This window comes from Cellulomonas fengjieae, from assembly GCF_018388465.1.
Taxonomy (GTDB): domain Bacteria; phylum Actinomycetota; class Actinomycetes; order Actinomycetales; family Cellulomonadaceae; genus Cellulomonas; species Cellulomonas fengjieae.
In genome coordinates this window covers 3,633,969-3,653,270 of the sequence record NZ_CP074404.1, presented here as the reverse complement: position 1 = coordinate 3,653,270, position 19,302 = coordinate 3,633,969, and the positions used below count along the sequence as shown (strand labels likewise).

The 19,302-nt window shown below is 73.6% G+C and carries 16 protein-coding genes; 14 read left to right on the top strand and 2 right to left on the bottom strand.

Going from position 1 to position 19,302, the window contains the following annotated elements; genetic code table 11:
* Positions 1 to 20: 20 nt before the first annotated feature.
* The 7 genes from KG102_RS16995 to KG102_RS16965 all read left to right on the top strand — a co-directional run bounded on the left by KG102_RS16995 (position 21) and on the right by KG102_RS16965 (position 8,613).
* Positions 21 to 1,421: a pyridoxal phosphate-dependent decarboxylase family protein gene (locus KG102_RS16995; protein WP_208290395.1), complete on the top strand. Its 1,401-nt coding sequence runs from the start codon at positions 21 to 23 to the stop codon at positions 1,419 to 1,421.
* A complete protein-coding gene (locus tag KG102_RS16990) occupies positions 1,418 to 2,680 on the top strand; it encodes a lysine N(6)-hydroxylase/L-ornithine N(5)-oxygenase family protein (RefSeq protein WP_208290286.1) in 1,263 nt (420 codons plus the stop codon). Before KG102_RS16995 ends, KG102_RS16990 begins: the two co-directional genes overlap by 4 nt.
* Entirely contained in the window at positions 2,677 to 3,219 is a 543-nt protein-coding gene (locus KG102_RS16985; RefSeq protein ID WP_208213089.1) for a GNAT family N-acetyltransferase, read from the top strand. Before KG102_RS16990 ends, KG102_RS16985 begins: the two co-directional genes overlap by 4 nt.
* A complete protein-coding gene (locus KG102_RS16980) occupies positions 3,216 to 4,970 on the top strand; it encodes an IucA/IucC family protein (RefSeq protein ID WP_243885021.1) in 1,755 nt (584 codons plus the stop codon). Before KG102_RS16985 ends, KG102_RS16980 begins: the two co-directional genes overlap by 4 nt.
* Positions 4,967 to 5,554: a GNAT family N-acetyltransferase gene (locus KG102_RS16975; protein WP_208290287.1), complete on the top strand. Its 588-nt coding sequence runs from the start codon at positions 4,967 to 4,969 to the stop codon at positions 5,552 to 5,554. Before KG102_RS16980 ends, KG102_RS16975 begins: the two co-directional genes overlap by 4 nt.
* Positions 5,551 to 6,330, top strand: a complete 780-nt coding sequence (locus KG102_RS16970) for a siderophore-interacting protein (protein WP_208213087.1) — start codon at positions 5,551 to 5,553, stop codon at positions 6,328 to 6,330. The genes KG102_RS16975 and KG102_RS16970 overlap by 4 nt, the downstream gene beginning before the upstream one ends.
* A 183-nt stretch (positions 6,331 to 6,513) precedes the next feature.
* Positions 6,514 to 8,613, top strand: coding sequence for a penicillin acylase family protein (locus KG102_RS16965; protein ID WP_249667377.1), 2,100 nt, complete (start codon positions 6,514 to 6,516; stop codon positions 8,611 to 8,613).
* Here the strand turns inward: KG102_RS16965 and KG102_RS16960 are convergent.
* The gene (locus KG102_RS16960) at positions 8,610 to 9,053 is read right to left on the bottom strand and encodes a pyridoxamine 5'-phosphate oxidase family protein (protein WP_208290288.1); all 444 of its coding nucleotides are present in this window, start codon (positions 9,051 to 9,053) and stop codon (positions 8,610 to 8,612) included. The genes KG102_RS16965 and KG102_RS16960 overlap by 4 nt on opposite strands.
* The gene (locus KG102_RS16955) at positions 9,050 to 11,134 is read right to left on the bottom strand and encodes a (Fe-S)-binding protein (protein WP_208290289.1); all 2,085 of its coding nucleotides are present in this window, start codon (positions 11,132 to 11,134) and stop codon (positions 9,050 to 9,052) included. Before KG102_RS16955 ends, KG102_RS16960 begins: the two co-directional genes overlap by 4 nt.
* Before the next feature lie 248 nt (positions 11,135 to 11,382).
* Here KG102_RS16955 and KG102_RS16950 point away from each other — a divergent pair, with 248 nt between their 5' ends.
* Genes KG102_RS16950 through KG102_RS16920 form a run of 7 tightly spaced genes read left to right on the top strand, consistent with a single transcriptional unit; the run spans position 11,383 to position 19,301 of the window.
* Entirely contained in the window at positions 11,383 to 14,460 is a 3,078-nt protein-coding gene (locus tag KG102_RS16950) for a Na+/H+ antiporter subunit A (RefSeq protein WP_208213084.1), read from the top strand.
* A gap of 5 nt (positions 14,461 to 14,465) precedes the next feature.
* Positions 14,466 to 14,945, top strand: a complete 480-nt coding sequence (locus tag KG102_RS16945) for a Na(+)/H(+) antiporter subunit C (protein ID WP_208213083.1) — start codon at positions 14,466 to 14,468, stop codon at positions 14,943 to 14,945.
* Positions 14,942 to 16,483, top strand: coding sequence for a Na+/H+ antiporter subunit D (locus KG102_RS16940; protein ID WP_208213082.1), 1,542 nt, complete (start codon positions 14,942 to 14,944; stop codon positions 16,481 to 16,483). Before KG102_RS16945 ends, KG102_RS16940 begins: the two co-directional genes overlap by 4 nt.
* Positions 16,480 to 17,031: a Na+/H+ antiporter subunit E gene (locus KG102_RS16935; RefSeq protein WP_208213081.1), complete on the top strand. Its 552-nt coding sequence runs from the start codon at positions 16,480 to 16,482 to the stop codon at positions 17,029 to 17,031. The genes KG102_RS16940 and KG102_RS16935 overlap by 4 nt, the downstream gene beginning before the upstream one ends.
* Positions 17,028 to 17,438: a monovalent cation/H+ antiporter complex subunit F gene (locus KG102_RS16930; protein WP_208213080.1), complete on the top strand. Its 411-nt coding sequence runs from the start codon at positions 17,028 to 17,030 to the stop codon at positions 17,436 to 17,438. Before KG102_RS16935 ends, KG102_RS16930 begins: the two co-directional genes overlap by 4 nt.
* Positions 17,435 to 17,836, top strand: coding sequence for a monovalent cation/H(+) antiporter subunit G (mnhG, locus tag KG102_RS16925; protein WP_208213079.1), 402 nt, complete (start codon positions 17,435 to 17,437; stop codon positions 17,834 to 17,836). Before KG102_RS16930 ends, mnhG begins: the two co-directional genes overlap by 4 nt.
* A 16-nt stretch (positions 17,837 to 17,852) precedes the next feature.
* Positions 17,853 to 19,301 (top strand): phytoene desaturase family protein, encoded by a 1,449-nt coding sequence (locus tag KG102_RS16920; RefSeq protein WP_208213078.1) that lies wholly within the window; start codon positions 17,853 to 17,855, stop codon positions 19,299 to 19,301.
* Position 19,302: the final 1 nt, after the last annotated feature.

The window sequence follows — 19,302 nt, the reverse complement described above, 5'->3', positions numbered from 1 at the left end:
CCGACCACTACGTCGAGGCGATGCGCGAGACCGTCGACCGGCTGGCGGGCCGGCTGCGCAGCGTCCCCCAGCCGTTCTCCGGGGCGAGCCGGACCCAGCTGCAGGCACTGGTCGACGCCGTCGACCTGGACGCCGAGGGGCTGGGCACGGCGACCGCGCTGCGGGAGGCCGACGACCTCGTCGGCGAGCACGCGGTCTGGTTCCATCACCCCGCCTACTCGGCCCACCTCAACTGCCCGGTCGCGGTGCCGGCGGTCGTCGCGGAGGCGATCATCGCGGCGGTCAACCCGTCGCTGGACACCTACGACCAGTCGACGGTCGGCACGCTCATGGAGCGCAAGCTGGTCGACTGGACGTGCGGGCGGATCGGGTTCGCGGCCGGCGACGGGGTGTTCACCTCGGGCGGCACGCAGTCGAACCTGCAGGCGCTGCTGCTGGCGCGGGAGGCGGCTGCCGCGGCGGGCGCCCGGACCGATGCCCTGGTCATCGTCGCGACCGCGTCCAGCCACTTCAGCGTGCAGAAGTCCGCCCGGCTGCTCGGACTGGGCGACGAGGCCGTGCTGCTTGTACGCACCGACGCGCAGGGGCGGATGGACCCGGCCGCGCTCGCGGGGGCGCTGGACACCCTGGCGGCGATCGGCCGGGTGCCGATGTGCGTCGTCGCCACCGCCGGGACGACCGACCGCGGCCGGCTGGACCCGCTGGCGGCGATCGCGGACGAGTGCGACCGGGCCGGCGTGTGGCTGCACGTCGACGCCGCGTACGGGTGCGGCCTGCTGGTGTCCCCCACGCGGCGGCACCTGCTCGCCGGCATCGAGCGCGCCCGGTCGGTCACCGTCGACTTCCACAAGAGCTTCTTCCAGCCCGTCTCCTCCAGCGCGGTGCTGGTGCGCGAGCCGGCGGATCTGCGGCACGTGACCTGGCACGCGGACTACCTCAACCCCGCGGACGCCGACGAGCCCAACCAGGTCGACAAGTCGCTGCAGACGACCCGGCGGTTCGACGCGCTCAAGCTCTGGACGACGCTACGTGCGCTCGGTGCGGACGGCATCGGCGCGATGTTCGACACGGTCCTGGACCTGGCTGCCCGGGTGCACGACGAGCTCGAGCGCGACCCCGACCTCGAGCTGGTCGGTCGCACCGACCTGAGCACGGTGCTGTTCCGCTACCAGCCGCTCGACGTGACGGACGAGCAGGCCGACCGGCTGGTGCCGCTGGTGCGGCGCGTGCTGTTCGAGTCGGGACGGGCGATCGTCGCGAAGACCGTGGTGGACGGGCGGCCGTGCCTCAAGCTCACGCTGCTCAACCCGGACACCACGCTCGACGACGTGCGCGCGGTGCTCGAGCTGGTCCGCGGGGCGGGCGCCGCGCTGGCCGAGGGCGACGACCTGGTCGCCGCCGAGCAGGTGGGTGCCCGATGAGGGTCCACGACGTCGTCGGCATCGGGATCGGCCCGTTCAACCTGGGGCTCGCCGCATTGAGCGCGCCCGTCGACGGCCTCGACGCGGTGTTCCTCGACGCCGCGGACGAGTTCCGCTGGCACCCCGGGATGATGATCGAGGGCGCTCGGATCCAGGTGCCGTTCCTCGCGGACCTGGTGTCGATGGCGGACCCGACGTCGCCGTACTCGTTCCTCAACCACCTCAAGGCGACGGGCCGGCTGTACCCGTTCTACATCCGCGAGAGCTTCTACCCGCTGCGCGCGGAGTACGACGCCTACTGCCGGTGGGTGGCGGCGCAGCTGCCGTCCCTGCGCTGGGGCCGTCGGGTCGTCGGGCTGCACGCGGACGGCGACCACTACGTCGTCACGACGGACGGCGGGGAGACGTACCGGGGGCGGCACGTGGTGCTCGGCGTCGGGACGCGACCGGTCCTGCCCGAGTCGGTGCGCCACGGGGAGGGCCCGGTGGTGCACAGCGCCGACTACCTGACGCACCGGGACGCGCTGCGGGACGCCGGCTCGGTCACGATCGTCGGCAGCGGGCAGTCCGCCGCGGAGATCTACCGCGACCTGCTGGGCACCACGGGCCGGCTGGACTGGGTCACGCGGTCGCCGCGCTTCTTCCCGATGGAGTACACCAAGCTCACGCTGGAGCTGACGTCGCCGGAGTACACCGACCACTTCCACGCCCTGCCGGCCGAGGTGCGCGGACGGCTCGGGCGCGAGCAGCGGTCGCTGTACAAGGGCATCAGCGGGGACCTGGTCGACGACATCTACGACGCGCTCTACCGGCTGAGCCTCGACGGACCGGTGCCGACGACGCTGCTCACCGACACCGAGCTGCTCGGCGCGACGTGGGACGGCGACGCGTTCACGCTGACCCTGCGGCACGCCCAGCTCGACGAGGTCTACGAGCGGCGGACGGATGCGCTGGTGCTGGCCACCGGGTACGTCGCGCAGGTGCCCGACTTCGTGCTTGGCATCCGGCACCTGCTCGACTGGGACGACACCGGGCGGTTCGCGGTCGCCCGCGACTACTCGGTCGACGGCGGCCGCGGCCGGGTGTTCGTGCAGAACGCCGAGGAGCACACGCACGGCCTGACGGCCCCCGACCTGGGCTTCGGGGCCTGGCGCAACTCCTCGATCCTGGCGACGATCACCGGCCGGGAGATCTACCCGGTCGAGCGGCGGATCGCGTTCCAGGAGTTCGGGGTGCCGGCGGGGGTGGCGGTCCGATGAGCATCGCGATCCTGCCGCTGGACCGGCACCGGTACGCACCCCTCGTGCACGGCTGGCTCGCGCATCCCGCGTCCGCGTTCTGGCAGATGGGCGGGCTGTCGCTCGACGACGTGCGTGCGTACCTCGCCGCGGTGGCCGCCGACCCGCGGCAGGACTCGTGGCTCGGGTTCGTCGACGAGGAGCCCACGTTCCTGGTCGAGACGTACGACCCGACCACCGTCCTGCTCGACGGCGTCCCCGAGGTGCGGCCCGGCGACCTCGGCATGCACCTGCTGGTCGCCCCGCCCACCGGGGCACCCGTGCACGGGTTCACCTCGGGGGTCATGGCCGCGACCGTGGCGTTCTGCTTCGGCGAGCTGGGGGCCTCGCGGGTGGTCGTCGAGCCGGACGTGCGCAACCACAGGGTCGCCGCCAAGAACGCCGAGGTCGGGTTCCGCGTGCTGCGCGAGCTCGACCTGCCCGGCAAGCGGGCCTCGCTCGCGGTGTGCACCCGCGAGGCGTTCGCGGAGAGCACCATGACGGCGGGGAGCCGACGATGACCGAGGTGCTCGCCCGACCGACGCTCGCGCCCCACCTGAACCCCGCGGCCATGGCCGTCGCGCACCGCCACCTGGTCACCAAGGCGCTCGCGGAGTTCGCGCACGAGCGGCTGCTGGCGCCGGTCGCGGACGATGAGCGCTACCGCGTGGTGCTCGGGGACGTGGTCTACCGGTTCCGCGCCCGGCGGCTGGCGCTCGAGCACTGGACCATCGAGGAGGCGTCGCTGACCCGGACCGTCGACGGCGCACCGGCCGACCTCGACGCGCTCGCGCTGGTCCTCGAGCTGCAGCCGCTGCTGCAGATCCCCGACGCACTGCTTGCGGTGTACCTCGAGGAGCTGTCGTCCACCCTGGCCGCCGCCGCGTTCAAGGTCCACCACGGCGGACCGTCGGCCGCCGAGCTGCTGCACGCCGACCTGCCGACCGTCGAGCGCGCGATGACCGAGGGGCACCCGTCCTTCGTCGCGAACAACGGCCGCATCGGCTTCGGGGTCGATGAGCACGCCGCGTACGCGCCCGAGGCCGGGGCGCCGATCCGGCTCCTGTGGCTCGGGGTGCGCAAGGCGTCGAGCCACCTGGCGCTCGGCACCGGGCTGGACGAGGACGGGTTCTACCTCGACGAGCTCGGCGCGGACACGCTCGACCGGTTCGAGGCCACGCTGCGCGACCTCGGCGAGGACCCCACCGGCTACCGGTTCCTGCCCGTGCACCCGTGGCAGTGGGAGCACCGGGTGGCCGTGACGTTCGCGCCGGACGTGGCTCGCCGAGACCTGGTGCCGCTGGGAGCGGGCGACGACGAGTACGTGGCGCAGCAGTCGATCCGCACGCTGTTCAACACCTCGCGGCCGGACCGGCACTACGTCAAGGTGGCGCTGGCCATCCAGAACATGGGGTTCCTGCGCGGTCTGTCGCCGGCGTACATGCGCGCGACGCCCGCGATCAACGACTGGGTGTTCGACCTGGTCAGCCACGATCCCACGCTGACGGAGTGCGGGTTCCAGGTGCTGCGCGAGCGGGTGTCGCTGGGTTACACCGGCGACGTCTACCACCGGACGCCCGCGCCCAACGCGCACCGCAAGATGCTCGCGGCCCTGTGGCGGGAGAGCCCCGTGCCGCTGGTCGGACCGACCGAGCGGCCGGCGACGATGGCCGCGCTGCTGCACCGCGACGCGGACGGCGACGCGTTCGTCACGGCCTGCGTGCGGGCGTCGGGACTGCCCGCGAGGGACTGGGTGCGGCGGTACCTGCGCGCCTACCTGCGCCCGCTCGTGCACTGCCTGCTGGCGCACCAGGTGGCGTTCATGCCGCACGGCGAGAACGTGATCCTCGTGCTCGACGGGCACGCGCCGGCCCGCGTGTTCCTGAAGGACATCGGCGAGGAGGTGACCGTGCTCGGGCACCGCCCGCTGCCGGAGGCGGTGGCGCGGGTCCGGCAGGTCGTGGACGACGAGGAGCGCGCGCTGGCGATCTTCACCGACGTGTTCGACGGGGTCCTCCGGCACCTCGCGGCGATCCTCGACACGGACGGCGTGCTGCCGCAGGACGCGTTCTGGTCCCTGGTGCGCGAGTGCGTCGACCAGCACGCCGCGGACCATCCCGGGCTGTCCGGCGGGGTGGACCTGCGCGCCGCGCGGTTCGCCCACTCCTGCCTCAACCGCCTGCAGCTGCGGAACACGCTGCAGATGGTCGACCTGGCCGACCAGTCGTCGTCGCTGATCTACGCGGGCACGCTCGCGAACCCGATCGCATGAGGCGCGGCGAGGTCGTCGACGAGCGGCAGGTCGAGGGCCTCGGGCGGGTCACCGTGCGGGTGCTCGACCCCGACGCGGACCTGGACACGCTGCACGCCTGGGTCACCGCGCGGGGCACGCAGTTCTGGGGGCTGGGGGAGCTGACCCGGGAGGAGCTGCGGGAGACCTACGCCTTCGTCGACTCCCTGCCCACCCACCACGCCTACCTGGTGCTCCGCGACGACGAGCCGGTCGCCCTCCTGCAGGCGTACGACCCCGCGCACGACCCGGTGGGCGAGTGCTACGAGGTCCGGCCGGGCGACCTCGGCGTGCACCTCCTTGTGGGTGCCCGCGGGCGGCCGACCGCCGGCTTCTCGACCCGGCTGCTCGGTGCACTCCTCGCCTTCCTGCGCGACCAGCCGGGCGCCCGCCGGATCGTCGCCGAGCCCGACGTCCGCAACGACCGCGCGCTCGCGCGCATCGCCCGCACCGGCTTCGTCGCCGGACCCGTCGTCGACCTGCCGCACAAGCGCGCGCAGCTCGCGTTCCTCACCCTGCCGACCACCGTGCCGACCACCCTGCCGACCACCTTGGAGACCGCATGAGCAGCATCACCGTGACGCACGCTCCGAGCGGCCTGGTGCACGCGCACGTCGCCCGGACCGAGCGCGTCACGCCGCACATGGTCCGGGTGACGCTGACCGGGGACGACCTGCGCCGGTTCCGGTACCGCGGGTTCGACCAGTGGTTCCGGCTCGCGGTGCCGGTCGACGACCACGCCCGGTTCGACAACCTGCCGGAGCGCTTCGACACCCGGTCCTACCTGCGGTACCTGGTGCTGCCGAAGTCCACGCGGCCGGTGATCCGCAGCTACACCGTGCGGTTCTTCCGCCCGGAGGTGCCCGAGCTCGACATCGACTTCGTCTGCCACGGCTCGTCCGGCGTGGCCGGCCCGTGGGCCGAGACCGTGGAGCCCGGGACCGAGGTGGCGTTCATCGACCAGGGCTGCGGCTGGGCACCGGTGCCCGCCGACTGGTCGCTGCTGGTGGCCGACGAGTCCGGGCTGCCAGCCGTCCTCGGCATCCTGCGGGACATGCCGCGCGACGCCGTCGGCCACGCGGTCGTCGAGCTCATCGACGCCGCCGACGCCCAGGACGTCGACGCCCCCGCCGGGATGGCCGTGCACTGGGTGCCACGCGGCGCGGGCGGCACCGCGCTGGGCATGCTCAGGTCGCTGGACTGGCCCGCCGGCACGCCGTACGCGTTCGCGGTGGGCGAGTCCGCGATCGCGACCGGCACCCGCCGGTACCTGGTCGGCGAGCGCGGGGTGCCCAAGGGAAACGTCACGTTCTGCGGGTACTGGAAGGCCGGGAAGTCCTAGCGTCCCCCAGCCACTGCCGGACCCCCGAAGCCCCTTGACGCGTGTCCACGTTCCGCTACGTTTGCCGGAGTTCGGCCGTCCTCACCCCTCGAGAAGGCCCCGAGTGCGCGCGATGCCACGCATGTCCGTCGTCGACGGCGACTCGCCGCTCGCGAGTGCGCTCTGCGCCCCGTGGGGCGTGCGGTGACCGTCTTCCGCGACGCGCTCGGCGTCCCGCACATCCGGTCCCCCGATCGCCTGGAGCTCGCCCGCGAGCAGGGGCTCGTCACCGCGCGCGACCGTGGCTGGCAGATCGAGGTGAGCCGGTGGCGGTCCGAGGGCCGACTGGCCGAGCGGATCGGCGCCGCCGGCGTGGAGTGGGACCGGTTCGCGCGGCGGGCGCGCCTGGCGGACACCGCACAGCGGGCGTACGCGGCGCTCGCGGCCCACGACCGGGCGTTCGTCGACGCCTACGTCACGGGCGTCAACGCCGGGCTGGCCGAGGAGACCGGCCGCACCGGTCGGCGCTCGGCGGAGCGCCGGGTCCTGGACGAGCAGTTCGGGTCCCTGACGCCGCACGAGCCGTGGCGCGCGTGGGCGCCGCTCGGCATCCTGCTCGTCGAGCACGCCCTGTTCTCCACGTTCCCGCGGCTGCTGTGGAACGAGCACGTGCTCCGGACGCTCGGCGACGACGCGGTCGACCTCTTCGCCGCCACCGAGCCGGCGTACGGCTCCAACGCGTGGGCGCTGCACGGCTCCCGCACGGTGAGCGGCAAGCCGCTGCTCGCGGGCGACCCGCACCGCGTGCTCGAGCTGCCGGGGGTGTACCAGCAGGTCAGGCTCGCGTGCGACGAGTTCGACGTGGTCGGGCTGACGTTCCCGGGGGTGCCGGGGGTGCAGCACTTCGGGCACACCGGATCGGCGGCCTGGGGGATCACCAACGCGATCGCCCACCACGTCGAGCTCTTCCGGGAGGAGTTCTCCGACGACGGCCTGACGGCGCTCGGACCGGACGGCTGGGCACCCGTGACGCGGCACGCCGAGACGATCCGGGTGCGCCGCGGCACCGACGTCGTGGTGGAGGTCGTCGAGACGGACCGGGGGCCGGTGGTCCTCGACGGGCTGAGCGTCCGGTTCCCCGCCCGCGTCGCCTCGGACGTCGGCATCTCCTGCCTGCTGCCGCTGCTGCGGGCGCGCACGGCGGGCGACGTGGCCGACGCCCTGCGCGGCTGGGTGGACCCGGTCAACCGGGTGCTGGCCGCCGACGCGACCGGGACGGTGCTGAGCTTCGACGCCGGCCTCGTCGTGGGCCGGCACCGGCAGGACCGTCGGCTGCCGCACGACGCCTGGTCGCCGGCCGCCCGCCGGGGGCCGTGGCACCGCCTGGCCGATCCCGCCCCGGTCACGGACGTCGCCGTCGACGCCAACGAGCGGCCGGGCGGCGTCGCGCGCGACCTCGGACGCGCCTACGCGCCCCCGTACCGGGCGCGGCGCATCGCGGCTCTGCTGGAGACGCCGTCGGCCCTGGGCCCGGACGACATGGCCGCGATCCACGGCGACACGCTCCTGGGCGGTGCCGACGAGCTGCTCGGCTGGGTCCGCCGGGCGTCCGGGCTGTCCGCGGGCGGGGAGGCACTGCGCGACCGGCTGCTGGCCTGGGACCGGCACATGGACGCGGACAGCACGGACGCGGCGCTCTTCGCGCAGTGGCGCTCGCACGTCGCCGTCCGGCTCAGCGCGCACCCGGGGCTGGCCCCGCTGTACCGCCCGCACGGCCACGACGCCCTGTTCGAGCCGTGGCTGGCCGTGGCGGTCCGCGTCGCCGACGCGCTGCCGGGGCTCCTCGGCGCGACGTCGCTCGGGATCGACGGCGCCGCGGTGGTCCGCGACGCGCTGGAGCTGGTGGCGTCGTCCGGGAGTGGCCCCGACGCGTGGGGCGACCTCCACCGGCTCCAACCCGTCCCGGTGCTGGCCGGCGTCGGCGGACCGGTCGTCGACCCCGTCCCGCTGTCCGGGGACTCCGACTGCGTCCGCTGCACCGCGAGCGTGCCGGGGCTGAGCGACCTGTCGTCGCGCGGCTCGGCGGCGCGCTGGGTCTGGGACCTGTCCGACCGTCGCCGCAGCCGGTGGGGCGTCCCGTTCGGTGCCTCGGGGGATCCCGGCAGCCCGCACGCCACGGACCAGCTCGAGGCCTGGGCGGCCGCGCAGACCGTCCCGGTCGTCACCGACTGGCACCTGCTGGTCCAGGAGGAGTCGAGCACGCAGGCCGGACTGCCGCAGCCCAGCACGCTGCCCGACGTCTAGACCCAGGCCCCGCCGCGCATCACCCACCGCCCGGCGAGCTCGTTCTCCTCGCGCCACACCTGGATCGTGCGGGGGGTGAGCCGGAAGTACGGGTAGGGGTCGGAGATCCTCCGCGGGTCGAACCCGGCCTTCGCAGCGAACGCGTCGCCGAGGCGGTCGCCCACCGACCCCAGGACCTCGACCGTCCCCTGCACGAGCACCACGTCGCGCGTCTGGCCGACGCCGACCTGCACCGAGGGGTTGGCGGCCAGGTTCCGGCCCGTCGCGCTGGTCGCCGGCGTGGAGAGGACCAGGGACCCGTCGTGCCACAGGAACGACAGCGGGGTCAGGCGGGGTGCCCCCGTGCCGGTGTCCGTCGTCGCGACCCACGCGTCGACGTCGTGACCGAGCCGGTACAGCGCGTCCTGCCGTCGCTGCTCGGTGCTGCGCGGGTCGGTCACGGCGACTCCTTCACACGGTCGAGCAGCAGGAGGGCGATGTCGGTGACCTCCGGGACGCCGACGGACTGCGACGCGGCCACCCCGTCGGTGAGCATCACGGTGCAGAACGGGCAGGCGGTCGCGACGACGTCCGCGCCGGTGGCGACGGCCTCCTCGGCGCGCGCCGTGCCGATGCGGGTGCCGATGGTCTCCTCCATCCACACGCGCGCGCCCCCCGCCCCGCAGCAGAAGGAGTTCTCCCGGTTGCGGGGCATCTCGGCCAGCTGGACGCCGGGAAGGGCGCCGAGCAGCTCCCTCGGCGGGGAGTAGATCGCGTTGTGCCGGCCCAGGTAGCAGGGGTCGTGGTAGGTGACGGTGCGCTCGTCCGTCGGCGGCAGCAGCGTCAGCCGGCCGTCCGCGACCAGGGTGTTCAGCAGCTCGGTGTGGTGCACCACCTCGTACCGGCCTCCCAGCTGGGGGTACTCGCGGGCGATCGTGTTGAAGCAGTGGGCGCACGTGACGACGATCCGCTGCGCACCCACCTCGTTCAGCATCTCCACGTTGGCGCTCGCGAGCATCTGGAACAGCAGCTCGTTGCCCGCCCGTCGCGCCGGGTCGCCCGTGCACGACTCCCCGTCACCCAGGACCGCGAAGCTCACCCCCGCGGTGTGCAGCAGCTCCGCGACGGCCTTCGTCGTGCGGATCGCCCGGTCCTCGTACGCGCCCGCGCAGCCCACCCAGAACAGGTACTCGACCTCGGCCGCCGACTCCACGTCGACGCCGACCACCGGCACGTCGAAGTCGAGCCCCTTCGCCCAGTTCAGCCGGTTGCGCGCGGGCAGCCCCCACGGGTTGCCCTGCCGCTCGAGCTTGCTGAACGTGCCGCCCAGCTCCTTGGGGAACGCCGACTCCATGAGCACCTGGTAGCGCCGCATGTCCACGATGGCGTCCACGTGCTCGATGTCCACCGGGCACTGCTGCACGCACGCGCCACACATGGTGCAGGCCCACAGGGCGTCCGCGTCGATGACGCCGGTGCCGATGAGGTCGAGCCCGCGGTGGCTGGTGTCGCCGGCCCGCAGGTACGGAGCCGTGGCGGCCGCGTGGTCGCGCAGCGAGAGCGTCACCGCCTTGGGGCTCAGCGGCTTGCCCGTGGCCCAGGCCGGGCACTGCTCCTGGCACCGGCCGCACTCGGTGCACGTGGCGAAGTCGAGCAGACCCTTCCAGGTGAAGTCCTCGATGGCGCCGACGCCGAGGCGGACGTCGTCGGGCAGCTCACCGAGCAGGTCCACGGGCAGCGGCTGCACCGGGCCGAGAGCGACGCCGCCGGTGGGCTCCCGGCGGGCGTAGACGTTGACGACCGCCAGGAACCGGTGCCACGCGACGCCCATGGTGGGCTGCAGGCCGACGACCACGAACCACGACATCGACACGACGATCTTGACGGTCGCGACGAGGACGACGGCCGTCTGCAGGGTCGTCGTCGCGACCCCGCTCCACGCCGCCCCGAGCCACGCGGTCAGCGGGAAGTGCCACGCCGTCGCCCACGGCTCGCCGGCCTGCACCCCGAGCGCGTACTCCAGCCCTCGCAGCACCAGGACCGCGAGGACGACCGCGAGCACGGTGGCCTCGACGAAGAACGCCTGCCCCTGGTTCGACCCGAAGAACCGCGACCGCCGGTCCCCCCGCGGCAGCAGCCGGATGCGGACGACGACAAGCACGAGGATGCCGAGCAGCGAGGCCCACGCGATCGCCTCGGTCACCCACTCGAGCGGAGCGAGGTGGCCGAGCAGCGGCAGGGCGAACGAGGGGTCCACCACCTGCCCGTAGCCGGTGACCAGGGTCAGGACCAGCACGGGGAAGGACAGCATCACCGCCCAGTGCGCCACCCGGACCAGGGGCTTGTTCTGGAACCGCTCGTGCCCGAGCACCTCGCGCGCGAGCGTGGCCAGTCGCGGCCCGACCGGCGTCCACCGCCCCGGGGCCGGTCCGCCGATCCGCACGGTCCGCACGATCTCGACGGCCCCGCGCGAGAACACCGCGACGCCGACGACGCTGGACACGACGACGAGGGTCAGGCACACGAGCTGCAGCGCATCCACGCCGCCACGGTAACCGCGTCGGCGCCCCCGCTCCTGGGACCGCGCGCCCACCAGCCGCATGACCGCGCCGCACGGCGGGTCCGCGAGGGGGTCGCGGCCGGAGCACCGGAAACCGGTTGATAGAATCTTGACCAAACCTTCAGTGCATCGCGGGGGCGCACACCCGGTCCCCGACGCGTGCCCGAACCTGCGCCTGACCTCCAGAAACCTGACCGACCGACCACCCGCCCTACAGGACGGAGCCGGACGTGCTGCTGCTGCTCGCCGTTCACCTGGCCGCAGCCATCGTCGCGCCCGCACTCCTGCGCTGGATGGGCCGCAAGGCGTTCTGGATCCTGGCCCTCGCGCCGGCGAGCGCCGCGGTCTGGGCGCTGACGTGGACGTCGCGGGTGCAGAGCGGGAACGGGCCGGTCGAGCAGGTCCAGTGGATCCCGGCGCTCGGGTTCGAGCTGACGTTCCGCATGGACACGCTGTCGTGGCTGATGACGCTGATCGTCGGGGGCGTCGGCGCGCTCGTGCTCGTGTACTGCGCGGCCTACTTCAAGACGAGCGCGTCCGGCCTGGGCCGGTTCGGAGGCGTGTTCGTCGCGTTCAGCGGCGCGATGCTGGGCCTGGTCACGGCCGACGACATGCTGCTCCTGTTCACGTTCTGGGAGCTCACGACAGTCATGTCGTACCTGCTCATCGGCCACTACTCGGAGCGCAAGGCGAGCCGCCGCGCCGCCATGCAGGCCATCGTCATCACGACCGCGGGCGGCCTGGCCATGCTCGTCGGCCTGGTGCTGCTGGGCGAGGCCGCCGGCACCTACCGGCTGTCGGAGGTGATCGCCGACCCGCCGCAGGGGAGCGCCGCCGTGACGGCCGCGATCGTCTGCCTGCTGGCCGGCGCGGCGACGAAGTCGGCCCTCATCCCGTTCCACTTCTGGCTGCCCGCCGCGATGGCGGCCCCGACGCCGGTGAGCGCCTACCTGCACGCCGCCGCCATGGTGAAGGCCGGTGTCTACCTCGTCGCGCGGTTCGCCCCGGCGTACGCCACGGACCCCACGTGGATGTGGATGATCATCGTGCTCGGCTGCGGCACGCTGCTGCTCGGTGGGTACCGCGCGCTGCGCCAGCACGACCTCAAGCTGATCCTGGCGTTCGGCACCGTGAGCCAGCTGGGCCTGATCGTGCTGCTGGTGGGGCTCGGCTCCCGGGCGACGGCGCTCGCGGGGCTCGCGATGCTGGGTGCGCACGCGATGTTCAAGGCCGCGCTGTTCCTCGTGGTCGGCGTGGTCGACGCCGCCACCGGCACGCGTGACCTGCGGCGGCTGTCCGGCGTGGGCCGCGAGCTGCCGCTGACCGCGCTCGCGGGGGCGCTTGCGACGGCGTCCATGATCGGCCTCATCCCGTTCGCCGGGTACGTGGCGAAGGAGGCGGGGCTCGAGGCGGTCGGGCACATCGACGGGCCCGTCGGCACGGTCCTGCTCGTGGCGGTGGCCGTCGGCTCCGTGCTGACCGTCGCCTACGGTGTGCGGCTGTGGTGGGGCGCGTTCGCGACCAAGCCCGCGGTCGTGCCGGAGGAGGTCAGCGGATCGACGGCCCCGGGGACGTCGATCCACGAGGCGGCGCGCGACGAGGCGCCGCCGGCCCCGATCACGCGCCCGTCCCTGCTGCTCGTGTGGCCGGCGATGATCCTGGCCGTGCTCGGGCTCGCCGTCGCGCTGCTGCCCAAGCTGGGTGAGCACCTGCTCCTGCCGTACGCGAACACCTATCCGGAGGGCGAGCCGGGGCACCTGGTGCTCTGGGCCGGGTTCACGCCGACCTTCGTCCTGACGCTCGCGATCCTGCTCAGCGGTGCCGTGCTGTTCGTCGTGCGCGACCGCGTCGAGCGCTGGCAGACCGCGGTGTCCCGTGGTCCGGAGGCCGACCGCGTCTACCGACGGTTCATGCGCCGGCTCGACGACGTGGCGGCCGACGTCACCGCCGTCACGCAGCGCGGTTCGCTGCCGCTGTACCTCGGCCTGATCCTGCTGGTGTTCGTCGTGGCCGTCGCCGGCACCACGCTGGGCAGCACGGTGTTCCCGACGCAGGTCAGGGCCTGGGACAACCCGGCGCAGCTGGTGTTCGCGGCCGGCACGATCGTGTCCGCCCTGCTGGTCATCCGGGCCCGCCGGCGGCTCAAGGCCGTCATCCTGCTGGGCATCGGCGGCTACGCGGTGGCCGGCCTGTACCTGCTGCACGGTGCGCCTGACCTGGCCCTCACGCAGGTGCTCGTCGAGACCGTCACGCTGGTCGTCTTCGTGCTCGTGCTGCGCCGGCTGCCCCCGTACTTCTCCGACCGGCCGCTCGCCGGCAGCCGGTGGGTGCGGCTGGGCGTCGGGATCGCGGTCGGCCTGACGGTCGCCGGCGTCGCGCTCGTCGCCCCCAGCGCGCGGATCCACCCGCCCGTCTCCACGGACTTCGCGGCGGAGGCGGTCGAGTTCGGCGGCGGCAAGAACATCGTCAACGTGACCCTCGTGGACATCCGGGCGTGGGACACGATGGGCGAGATCTCCGTGCTGCTGGTGGCCGCGACCGGCGTCGCGTCCCTCGTCTTCCTCTCCCGCCGCGGCGGCGCGATCTACCGGGCGCAGGACGCCCGCCGGGACCGGGCCGTCTGGGGTGGCGCGGACGATCCCATGGCGGCGCTGCGCCGACCGGGCGGCGACCGGGCCGAGGTCGACGCCGGTGGCATGGTGGCCGACCGCGACGAGGCGGCCGTGCCGTCGAGCGCCGCCCGCGGGCGCGAGTGGCTGCACGCGGGCCGCACGCTGGCGCCGCAGCGCCGCTCGGTCATCTTCGAGGTCGTGGTGCGGCTGCTGTTCCACACGATGATCGTCTACTCGATCTACCTGATGTTCAGCGGCCACAACGCCCCCGGCGGCGGGTTCGCGGCCGGTCTGGTCACGGGGATCGCGCTCATCGTCCGCTACCTCGCGGGCGGCCGGTACGAGCTGGGTGAGGCGGCCCCGGTGCAACCGGGTGTGCTGCTCGGCCTCGGGCTGTTCCTGTCGGCCGGCGTCGGCATGCTGGCCCTGCTGGCCGGTGGCGTGGTGCTGCAGTCCTGGATCATCGACATCCACCTGCCGGTCGTCGGCGACATCCACCTGGTGACCAGCCTGTTCTTCGACATCGGCGTCTATCTGGTGGTGGTCGGCCTGGTGCTCGACATCCTGCGCAGCCTCGGGGCCGAGCTCGACCGGCGGGCCGAGACGGGCGAGGACCCGGTGCCCGGCGACCCCGGCCTGCCCGACCGCGTGTCCGCGGGCTCACGCCCGACCGGGCGGGAAGGGGTCGTGCCGTGATCGACATGAGTCCCAACATCGTGCTGGTGGTCACCATCGGCGTGCTCTTCGCCACCGGCACCTACCTGCTCCTCGAGCGCAGCCTGTCCCGGGTGCTCATCGGCGTCATCCTCATCGGCAACGGTGCGAACCTGCTGTTCCTCGTGGCCGGTGGAGCCGCGGGACGCCCGCCGATCGTGGGCGCGACCCCCGAGGGCCGGATGAGCGACCCGCTGCCGCAGGCCATGGTGCTCACGGCCATCGTCATCACGCTCGGCATCACGGCGTTCCTGCTGGCCCTGGCCTACCGCTCGTGGCAGCTGCACGGGCACGACGAGGTGCAGGACGACGTCGAGGACCGCCGCATCGCCCGGCTGGCGGCCGTCGACGAGCGCGCGGTCACCGACTCGGACACGGAGATCGCCGCGGACACGCTCGACGAGGAGGCCGCCGAGGCCCGCGACGAGACGGACGAGGGCGCGCCCGCCCGGGAGGTGCACCCGTGACCGACTTCTCGTGGATCGCACCCCTGCCCGTCGTGATCCCGCTGTCCGCGGCGGGGCTGGCGCTCGCGCTCTACCGTCGGCCGAACCTGCAGCGGCTCGTCACCGTCGGCGCGCTCAGCCTCGTGCTCGTCGCCAGCCTGGCGTTGCTGGTCCTGGCCGACGACGGCCCCGTGGTGGTCGACGTCGGCGGCTGGGCGGCCCCGGTCGGCATCGACCTCGTGGCCGACCGGCTGTCCGCGCTCATGCTCACGATCTCCAGCGCGGTCACGCTCTGCGTCCTGCTCTACTCGCTGGCGCAGGGCGGCGAGGACGACGAGGAGTCCGCGCCCGTCTCGATCTACCACCCGACGTACCTGGTGCTGACGGCCGGGGTGGCCAACGCGTTCCTGTCCGGCGACCTGTTCAACCTCTACGTCGGCTTCGAGATCCTGCTGGCCGCCAGCTACGTGCTCATCACGCTGGGCGGCACCGGCGAGCGCATCCGGGCGGGCACGATCTACATCGTCGTCGCGCTGCTGTCCTCGGTGCTGTTCCTCATCGCGATCGCCATGATCTACGCCGCCACGGGCACGGTGAACCTGGCGCAGCTGGCGATCCGCCTGCCCGAGATCGACCCGGGCGTCAGCCTCGTCCTGCAGGTGCTCCTGCTGCTCGCGTTCGCGATCAAGGCAGCCATCTTCCCGCTGTCCGCGTGGCTGCCGGACTCCTACCCGACCGCGCCCGCGCCGGTCACCGCGGTGTTCGCGGGCCTGCTGACGAAGGTCGGCGTGTACGCGATCATCCGCACGCAGACGCTGCTGTTCCCCGACGGCCGGCTGGACGACGCGCTGATGTGGGTGGCGCTGGCGACGATGGTGATCGGGATCCTCGGCGCGGTCGCGCAGGACGACATCAAGCGACTGCTCTCGTTCACGCTCGTCAGCCACATCGGGTTCATGGTGTTCGGCATCGCGCTGGCCACGGACCTGGGCTACACGGCCGCCATCTACTACGTGGCCCACCACATCACCGTGCAGACGGCGCTGTTCCTCGTGGTGGGTCTGGTGGAGCGCGCGGGCGGGTCCACGTCCCTGACCAAGCTGGGCGGCCTGGCCAAGCTCACCCCCGTGCTCGCGATCCTCTTCTTCGTGCCCGCCATGAACCTGGCGGGCATCCCCCCGCTGTCCGGCTTCCTGGGCAAGATCGGCCTGCTCCAGGCCGGGGTCCAGGTGGGCACCCCGCTGGCGTACGTGCTGGTCGTCGGCAGCGTGCTCACCTCGCTGCTCACGCTCTACGCGCTGGTCAAGGCGTGGAACAAGGCCTTCTGGCAGACGCCCGAGGAGCCGCGCCCGCCGGTGCGCCTGCCCTTCGGGATGGTCGCCCCGACCACGGCGCTGATCGCCGTGGGGCTGCTGCTCACCGTCGCGGCCGGCCCGCTGTACTCCTACACGGAGCGCGCGGCAGCCTCGCTCACCGAGCGCACGCCGTACATCTACGCGGTGCTGCCCGACGGTGAGCGGGGCCAGGGCGTCTCCGACGACGTGGCGGAGGACGGATGAGCCTGCACCCGCGCCGCCGTCGATGGCGCACCCAGTGGGCGACGGTCATCTGGCTGACCGTGGTCTGGGTCCTGCTGTGGGGCGACCTGTCGATCGGGAACCTGCTGTCCGGCGTCGTGATCGCGCTGGTCGTGACCACCGGGCTGCGGATGGCGCCGATCGACTTCCACGGGACGTTCCGGCCGTGGGGCGTGCTGCGGCTGGTCTCCCGGTTCGCCATCGACGTCCTGCGGGCCTCGTTCGAGGTCAGCCTGATCGCGCTGCGACCGGGGTACGAGCCGCACGGGGCCGTGATCGGCGTGCAGCTGCGCAGCCACTCCGACCTCTACCTGACCCTCACCGCCGAGCTGGCGTCGCTGGTTCCGGGCTCGCTCGTGGTCGAGGCCCACCGGCTGACCGGCATGCTGTACCTGCACGTGCTCGACGTCCGGCAGAGCGGCGGCATCGAGGCCGCACGCCAGGCCGTGCTCGACCAGGAGGAGCGGGTGCTGCGCGCGTTCGCGTCCGACGAGGAGCTGGCCGCGGCCGGCCTGGGGGTGCGTGGATGAACGTCGTGGTCGTGATCTGCGGGGTGCTGCTCACCGTCGGCGCCCTGTTGGCGATCGTCCGGGCGGAGAAGGGTCCGTCGATGCTCGACCGGACCATCGCCCTGGACATCGTCGTGACCACGATGATCGCGGCGGTCGCGCTGTACGCCGCCGTCAACCGGCGCGCGGACGTCGTCCCGATCCTCGTGGTCCTCTCGCTCGTCGGCTTCGTCGGCTCGGTGACCATCGCCCGGTTCGCCGCCGTCGAGCCCGAGGGCGAGGGCCGCGTGCTCACCCGCGAGGAGATCGCGGCGATGGAGGCCGAGCGGATCGAGTCCGAGACGGTCGCCGAGGAGAGCCGGCGGTCGGGCCGGCGCACGAGCAACGACGAGCACCACGGCGGCGGCGCGGAGGGGGAGGTCCGATGACCGTGGACCAGTGGACGACCGTCGCCGACGTCGCCTCGTCGGTGTGCCTGCTCGGCGGGGCGTTCCTCGCCTTCGCCGCGGGCGTCGGGGTGCTGCGGTTCCCCGACCTGCTGGCGCGCATGCACGCGGGGACCAAGCCGCAGGTGCTCGGGCTCGTCCTCGTGCTGATCGGGCTGGCCCTGCGGCTGCGCTCCGGCGGCGCGGTGTGGGCGCTGGCGCTCGTGGCCGTGTTCCAGATGCTCACCGCGCCTGTGGCGGCGCACATGGTGGGCCGGGCCGGCTACCGCACGGGCAAGGTCCGCAGCGACCTGCTGGTGGTCGACGAGCTGACTAGGGACCAGGAGAACGCGCAGGTCCGCGACACCGGTCGACCGGAGGACGACGACCCCCGAGACTGAGGCTCTGGAGGTGCACATGACCCGCCCGGACGTCGTGGTGGTCGGCTCGGGGCCCAACGGCCTGGCCGCGGCAGTCACGCTGGCCCGCGCGAACCTGCGGGTCCTCGTGCTCGAGGCGGAGCCGACGGTCGGCGGCGGCGCGCGGACGCTGGACCTCGGGCTGGCCGACGGAGTGGTGCACGACGTCTGCTCGGCGGTGCACCCGATGGCCTGGGCGTCCCCGTTCTTCCGGGAGCTGGACCTGCCCGCGCGCGGCGTCGAGCTCCTGGTGCCGGACGTCTCGTACGCGCAACCCCTGCCGGGCGGGCGCGCAGGCATCGCGTACCGGGACCTGGACCGCACGGTGGAGGCGCTGGGCGTCGACGGCCCGGCCTGGCGCTCCCTGGTCGGCGGCGACCCGTCCACGGTGGTGCGCCTCGCGCTGGGGGACAAGCGGTCGGTGCCCGCGGTCAGCCCGCGCCGGGCGGCGCACTTCGGGCTGGCGGTCCTGGAGCAGGGCACGCGCGCGTGGGACCGCCGGTTCCTCGACGACGTCGCCCCGGCCCTGCTCACGGGCGTCGCGGCGCACGCCATCAGCCCGATGCCGTCGTTCGCCGCGGCCGGGACCGCGCTGCTCCTCGGCACGCTCGCGCACGCGGAGGGCGGCTGGCCCATCCCGCGCGGCGGGTCCGGCGCGCTGACCGCCGCCCTGGTCGAGGACCTGGAGGCGCACGGCGGGACGATCCGCACCGACCACCGGGTCCGCGGGCACGCCGACCTCCCGGTGGCTCACTGCTACGTCTTCGACACCACCCCGCGGACCCTCGTCGAGGTGCTGGGCGACCGGCTGCCCGCGCGCACGCGAGCCGCGCTCGAGGCGTTCGAGTACGGCGACGCGGCCGCCAAGGTCGACTTCGTGCTCGACGGTCCGGTGCCGTGGACGGTGCCGGAGGTGGGGCGGGCCGGGACCGTGCACGTGGGCGGCACCCGCGCCGAGATGGCCCGCGCAGAGGCCACGGTCGCGAGCGGCCGGCACGCCGAGCTGCCCATGACCCTGGTCAGCGACCCGGCGGTGGTGGACGAGCGACGCGTGGTGCACGGCCGACGGCCGCTGTGGACCTACGCGCACGTGCCGTCGGGCTCCGACGTCGACGTGACCGAGGCGGTGACCCGGCACATCGAGCGGTTCGCCCCGGGTTTCCGGGACGTCGTCGTGACCTCCCGCTGCACCCCCGCGGCCCGCCTCAGCGAGCACAACCAGAACTACGTCGACGGCGACATCTCGGCCGGTCGCGCGAGCATCCGCCAGCTGTTCGCCCGCCCGACGTGGCGGTTCGACCCGTACTTCTCGGGTCGGGACGGGGTCTACCTGTGCTCGGCATCCACGCCGCCGGGCCCGGGTGTGCACGGGCTGGGCGGCTGGTACGCGGCGAAGCGCGTGCTGCGCGAGTTCGGGATCACCACGACGCCGAGCCTGGCGCCGTGAG